Annotated in this window: 6 protein-coding genes, 1 tRNA gene and 1 pseudogene; all 8 read right to left on the bottom strand. The window is 63.4% G+C overall.

Annotation, left to right across the window (positions count from 1 at the left end):
- Window positions 1–1,489, bottom strand: a 1,489-nt coding sequence (gene mobF / locus NBV68_RS16665; RefSeq protein ID WP_296311952.1) for a MobF family relaxase, incomplete at its 3' end; no start/stop codon positions are given.
- Window positions 1,489–2,952, bottom strand: a pseudogene (locus NBV68_RS16660) (type IV secretion system DNA-binding domain-containing protein). The gene mobF and the pseudogene NBV68_RS16660, both read right to left, overlap by 1 nt.
- Before the next feature lie 365 nt (window positions 2,953–3,317).
- Window positions 3,318–3,701, bottom strand: a complete 384-nt coding sequence (locus NBV68_RS16655) for a hypothetical protein (protein ID WP_296311949.1) — start codon at window positions 3,699–3,701, stop codon at window positions 3,318–3,320.
- A gap of 211 nt (window positions 3,702–3,912) precedes the next feature.
- Window positions 3,913–4,413: a hypothetical protein gene (locus NBV68_RS16650; protein ID WP_296311946.1), complete on the bottom strand. Its 501-nt coding sequence runs from the start codon at window positions 4,411–4,413 to the stop codon at window positions 3,913–3,915.
- Window positions 4,410–4,685, bottom strand: coding sequence for a hypothetical protein (locus NBV68_RS16645; RefSeq protein WP_296311941.1), 276 nt, complete (start codon window positions 4,683–4,685; stop codon window positions 4,410–4,412). Before NBV68_RS16645 ends, NBV68_RS16650 begins: the two co-directional genes overlap by 4 nt.
- The gene (locus tag NBV68_RS16640; RefSeq protein ID WP_296311939.1) at window positions 4,682–4,936 is read right to left on the bottom strand and encodes a helix-turn-helix domain-containing protein; all 255 of its coding nucleotides are present in this window, start codon (window positions 4,934–4,936) and stop codon (window positions 4,682–4,684) included. The genes NBV68_RS16645 and NBV68_RS16640 overlap by 4 nt, the downstream gene beginning before the upstream one ends.
- Before the next feature lie 82 nt (window positions 4,937–5,018).
- The gene (locus NBV68_RS16635) at window positions 5,019–6,071 is read right to left on the bottom strand and encodes a hypothetical protein (RefSeq protein ID WP_296311937.1); all 1,053 of its coding nucleotides are present in this window, start codon (window positions 6,069–6,071) and stop codon (window positions 5,019–5,021) included.
- 251 nt (window positions 6,072–6,322) lie between these two features.
- Window positions 6,323–6,398 (bottom strand) — tRNA-Lys (locus NBV68_RS16630).
- Between the last annotated feature and the right edge of the window lie 70 nt (window positions 6,399–6,468).

Here is a 6,468-nt window from a genome sequence, read left to right as displayed (position 1 = left end):
GAGCAGCCGACGCAGTCGGCGCGAGTGCGGTAACCGCGCCCCCGCGCGCCTGCGCCTCGCGCGCAAAGGTCGCCAATACGGTGGTGGTCTTGGCGGTCCCGGCATAGCCCTGCAGACCCGTGACGCGGTGCGGACTGGTGAGCAGCGCGCGGGTGGCCGCGCGCTGACCTTCGTTCCACGGGTGATCGGATTGGAGCTCGGCGCGCGCTACAGCGCTGGCGGCCTGCTTGGCGGAAAGGATCGGCGTAGCCGTCCCGCGCCCCTCGGCCTCCAGACGCAACAATTGCCGCTCATGAGCAATGTTCTCGGCGGTGGTGAACCCGGCGAACTCCGCGCCGCGCTTGTCGAGAAATGTGCGCGGGACCAGCGCGCCATCACCTTGCGCCCGCGCAACGGCTGCGCTGATCTGCGCGGCGGTGACCCTGCCAAGGCCATAGCGCCCGGCCTCCTTCTCAAGCTCGGCGGCGGCGAAAACCGACTGCCGCTCACCAAGATTGGCGGCGGCAAGGGCGACGGCCTGATGCGCGGTGATCTGACCCTGCGCGGCCAGCGCGCTGCCATGTTCGCTGCTGGCCGCCGCTTCCTTGCTGGCTGCCACCAACGCTTCCCGCGCATCCTTCCCGAACCCTGCCGCATCCGCCTCCGCGCGCCAGTTCGCGACAAGCTCGCCCCGCTCCAGGTTCTGCTTGGCCTCGCGGGTATCGAGCGCGGCGATCTGCTTTTCTTCGGCGGACGCGGTGGCGCGGGTCTGGCCGCGCTCTGCAAGCCGGTCTTCGACCTGTGCGGCGCGCTCGCTGAAGGCGCGAATTACGGCGGCGGGGACGCCCTTGATCTCGAACAGGGAATCCTTCCCCTTCTCGATACCATAGCCGAGCGCGCGCACGCCCACGGCCAGCTCCTGCCGGTACACCGCGCCGATCGCCTTCTGCAGCTGGTACAGCGCGCGCGGCTCCAGACTGCGCCAGTTGCCATCGGCGTCCTGCGTCATGTTCATGATGACATTGTGGGTGTGGAGCTGCGGGTCCTGCGCCCGGCTCGTGTCGTGCCGGAAGCTGGCGATCACGACATTGTCGGTGCTCTGTCGCTGCTCGACCCCGCCGTCGGCTCGGATACGAGTGGCAGCGGTATGGCGCTCGACATAGGCAAGCGCGGCCTTCACGGCATTGTTATGCGCCACCACCAACCGCCGGTCTCCCGCCACCTCTGCCAAGATTGAAACCGACTTGGGCGCGCTCATGGTGACGTCCCAACCGGGCCGGTGCTGGAGCTTGCCCTCGCGCATTGTGCCAAGCTGTTGGCCATGGGGCAGCGTGCCATCAAGGATGGCGCGGAAGGTCTCGCGGTTGACCTCGCCCGAGAGACCCAACGCCTTTGCACCTTCGCCCTGCCATTCGCTGGGAGAGATGCCACCATCGGCGTAGTAGTCGTCGGCCTCATAGTAGCTGGAAGCTGCCGCCGAACTGCCAATCGCGCCTATGGTGGCAACCATCAGACCGGACCCTTGAGAGTGCTGGCGGGATCATCCTTGGCCGTGCCGGTGTCACCCTTCTTCGGCATCCGGTTCCAGAGCATCCGGCTGACATGGGATGGAACGAACGCCGGATGGCGCGCTGGCCCACGCGCATCAATGTGCTCCCGCGTCAGCTTGATCCGCCCCACGGGCAAGGCATCGGGCAATTGCAGGAAGCCGTGATGGGGCTGCAGACGAAGATCGCTCTCGATTACCGCAGGGCGGACCACCCGGGTGCTGCCGACGGACGTGCGCCCGCTGTGCGGCCCGGTCTCGAAGCTGTCCGACGCGCTGCGCACCTCCACCTCGACATCGCCGATATTGCGCGATGCCCATTCGCGGGTGTCGCGGTCGATCAGCTACAGATACAACTTCGAATTGCAACAACCGAGCAGCGCTTCGGCGCTGTCGCGGCCATAACGACGGTGCATCTGGCCGATGGCCTGAAAGGTCAGGACGACACTCGCGCCGAATTTGCGACCCTCGGGGAGCAGCCTAGTGAGATTGTCGACGCGGGGTAGGTCCGCCAGCTCGTCCAGAAAGAACCACATGCGCCGCCTGTCGGACGGCGGAAGGCCCAGCATCGCGCTCGCCGCACACTCCAGCCAGCAGGCCAAGAGTGGCTTCATCGCCTCGAAATAGTCTTCCTTGCGCGGCACAAAGAGCCAGGGTTTTGGCCCCTGATGCGCGTCGAGCCCGGCAATGAATTCCCTGAAGGCGAAGCTGCCGCGATCTCCCGGCTCGCGCCACAGGAACTGCAGCAGGGTGGCAGCCTTGGCGAGCATGAACAGGACCGAACCCGTCGCTCGGTCCGCATCATCGGCAAAGGTGCGCGCCGATGAGGTGCCTGCCAGCCAGACCTTCATCTCGTCCTTGCCCTTGACCTGAAGCGCGTCGAGCAGATCGGGAAGCGTGGTTCGTCCCTCCGCGCTCAGCACCCGCAGGATGTTGGCAACGAGTATGCGACTGGTCTCCAGCCAGACGTCGTCATCGCGCTCGCCGGTCTCGGACACCAGCTGGCGGGCGATGCGGTCGGCATCTGCCGGATGAGCAATCTCCGAAAATGGCGACCAAAACGAAGAGCGTTCATCGAAGGGATTGAGGATGATGTCCCCGCGCTCGGGCCGGTAGTATTGGGTGATGAACTCGCCCGAAGTGTCATAGACCAGCGCCGGTTCGCCGCGCGCTTCGACCTGGTCAAGCATCTGGCGCATGACAGTGGTCTTGCCCGCGCCGGTGGTGCCGAGCAAGGCGAAATGGCGACACTCCAGCCAGGACGGGATGCCGACCGAGGCGATGCGGATTGATCGCGAATTGGTGGCCTTGCGCGTCTTCCGGGCGAGGACGCGTTCGGCGACGATCTGCGTGCCAGTGAGGAACCGGTCGCGGGTGGATTCCTTGCCCTCGCTGCGTATCCAGATTGCAAAGCCAAAGCACAGCATCATGCCGACCAGCGCGCCCAATGTGCCGCCGAGCAGCGCCCTGCCGAAAAGATCATCCCAGCACCAAACCCATATCCGGTCATTGGCTAGCACGCTGGCCGGCACCCGCGCGGTCCGGTCGTGAAGGTGAACCGTGATCGCAGGATCGCTGCGCCCGCTGGCAAACCAGCTGACCGCCACACCCTGCCAGTGCTGATAGGCACAGGTCCATTGTTCGGATGGGGTGTTACGGGACGACAGCAAAAAGGCCCCGAGCCCCGCGCTGCCCGCAACGGTCCAGGCATAGCCGCGCCAGCGCGCGGCAAGCCCGGCGATGGTCTGCTTGAAGAGGCCTTGGCCCCTCAGGAGATTGTCGCGGTCGCGGCTCATGACAGCGCCTCCGCTGCCAGCGCGCGCTGGCGGCGATAGGCCGAGTGCGCCGCTTCGCCGATCATGCTGTCGGTGCGGTCGGCATCGCTGTCGCCGCGCAATGCTGCGCGGCGGGCATAGGCATAGGCCGCGCTGGCGGTGAACAAGCTGCGATCGAGCAGCGCCTCAATCACGCCAAGCCGCGCCTCGAATGCCGCCACGACGTCATCGCCAGCGTTGCTGCCACCGCCCTTCACCTGACCATCGGCAACTGCGCCAAGCCCGGCCTCGATCACCCGCGAGAGGGCCTGATAGCGGGTCAAGCCGCGCGCCTCGGCATAGCGCCGGATCATCACTTCCTGCCCCATCGGCACCCGTACCGAGAGCTTGACCCGGTTCATGGCCGCACCGCCCGGAGCGCGCCATGCGCGCGCTCCCGAAATGGCGGAAATCCGTGGGTTCTGACCGCGCCGCCGAAAGAGCGCGCGCATCGCCCCCCAAGAAAATGGCGGAATCCTGCTCCGCGAGGGCGCGTGCGGTGTGATCTAGAATACTTGGCTCGATGCGTAGCATCGCAGCCTTTCTCCGGTTCCTGCTTGAACCCTGCTTTGCTCATTGATCGTCTCCCGTTTTGGAATTCCGGGAGGCGACGAAGTCGCGGATCACTGCGTGATCCGCCGCGTCCACCGCAGCACGATCCTTGAAAGGCTTCTGGGCAATCGATGGCAGATACTGCATCGGTCGTCCGCCGATCCAGTCGTCGACAATTCCGTCGACGGCCCCGCGCAGGCGCTGGCGCAATTCGCGGGCGTCGACGGGGTCGAGCTTGGCCCATTCGAGCTGCCGCTCGATGTATCCGCCAAGGGGGTATTCGCGCTGGTCGATGATCAGCGGCGGGCCTTCGAACTGGACGTTGTAGCGAACCCCCTTGAACCGGTCGAACAGCGGACGCTGAAGATAGAGCCAGTCCTCGATGAAGCCGCGATAGGTCGCGCCATCGGCCCCGGGCCGCTGCATCTTCTGGACGAAATCATCGATCATCGGACCGACCATTGCGGCCTGAAAATCAGCGGAGGCGACGATCTCGTAAAACAGGTCGCGGCGATAGGTCATGACAATCTCCGAATGGAATGGGGATGAGGCGAGGCGCTGATCACGGCCTCGTCGATGGCCGAGCGGACACGGTCCGCGAGGTTGCTGGCATGCTCGGCATTGAGCCACAGGCGGGTGGTGCCGACCGTGAGGTAGCCGCCGCAGCAGGTCCCCTGCGGACCGCCGACTGGCCAGTTCAGCAATTCGATGGCGACCGCGTGGCCCGAGATCCGTTCAAGGATGGGCGCAAGCTCGGCGATGGCGCGGGGGCGATGCATAGGCTCGCTGCTCATGACGGCTTGCCTTGATAGTGCTCGGCACCTTCGCTGGCGCGCTCCAACGACGGCGCAGCGGCAGCGGAAGGAAGGCCAGCGATCCAGCTGCTGATATCACTCTCGCGCCAGCGCAAACCGCGCCGGTTGATTATGCAGGGCGGGGGCAGGGCATTGCGTGCGACCATTTTGTAGATGGTCGAACGCGAGCGGATGTTGAGTGCAGCCTGGAGCTGCCGCATATTGAGGAGAACAATTGTCGTTTCACGCATGGGAACCTCCGTTGAAGAGGTCCCTCATCATGCATATCGTAAGTTATCGGTCGCTGCGTTGGTCACCAATTGGCGAGAAAATTTACGCGACGAAGCGTGGCGACAAATTCAGCTCAGCCTGAACGGTGTTGGACAAGGGGCCGATCACCGCCGCGTACCGGCCGCCCTTCAGCTCAAGAAACCAGCTATGAGGTTTCTTGGTGTGCTTCTTGCCTTCTTCAGCGGGATCGATTGACGGGCCTTCGCCCGTAATGTTGACCCTGCATAGCAGCCGTTCCTCAAGGTCGTTGATCTCGCCAGCTTGCAGTAGCCGGGAGGCTTCAATCTTCAGGGTGTTCTCGAACTTCTTGACCACTTTCCCCTCCACCAGGTTTTCCTTGGACGGGGCCTCCACATTACCGGTCACCACGTCGATGATGACCTTCAACGCGATCCTCACCTTCAGCCGCTTGATCCGTTCATCGGGGTAGATGTCGGGCGTCTTGTCGAAAAGGTGCAGCAGCTCCTGTGCCACGGGAGGATGCCAAAGATAGAAATTGAACCAATCGCCGGTAGGCTCTGGCGTGACGACGATGAAGCGCCGCTTCTTATTCTTGCTGCCAAACAATGTGGCCGCGATCCACGGATCAGAAAGCACATTCTGGCTCACGATGAGGTCGACCGGCTTGTTGCTCACGGGGCTGGCGAGCGCACTCACTCCAGATGTAGCCAAGCGCATGATCGAATGATTGCCTGCGTTCACCTCATGGAGCACGGCGTCGACGTTGCTCTGCTGGCGGCACTTCACAGCACGCGGCCAACCCCACCAGCAAAGGCTGTACTTCCATGTCTTCGGTCGCGTCCCAACAATGACGCACAAAAGCCCTGGAGCTCCGGCGAGGGCGATGGACAACGCTTCGCCAGCAGAAAGCTCGGGAATGCGAGCGACCGTGTAGAGGATAAAGCCGAAGCAAATGACGGCGACCACCAGCAGGCCAGACGCCTGTCTCTCGACAGACGCGACTACATTCTCGAACTGGGTGGCCGCCGTCCGAATGTCCTTGAGGTTGGTCGGCAGCCCCAATTCGCTGATGCGCCGGGTCACATACTCATCAAAATCAGTCTCAGCAGATTTGCTGGAACGCGGCTTTCCCATTGACCAAGCGTAGCAATTCGGGACCGCGAGGACAACGTGGGGTAGGGGACATGGTGGCTTTAGCGCGCTCCATTAATGCCTCCACGGTCGTTCATGGCGGTTATCGACCAACATCTGTGGATAGCTTGATACGAATCACGCCAGCAGAGGGGGGGGGAGCCTATATGGAGCCTATAGTGAAAATTAGGCTCCAAAGAGCACAGGTTTGGCCGCCACTGCCCCACTATCTAATTGAATTTATTGGGAATTTTTGGTGGACGCACTAGGGCTCGAACCTAGGACCCGCTGATTAAGAGTCAGCTGCTCTACCAACTGAGCTATGCGTCCATTCCGACGTGATCGGAAGCGCGATCCGGAGGCCGAAGCCGTGTCCCGATTCGCGTGAGGCGCTGCATTT

The organism is Erythrobacter sp., assembly GCF_023653175.1.
Classification (GTDB): domain Bacteria; phylum Pseudomonadota; class Alphaproteobacteria; order Sphingomonadales; family Sphingomonadaceae; genus Erythrobacter.
Note: the sequence above shows the minus strand (reverse complement) of the source record. Positions and strands in the feature narration are given on the sequence as shown.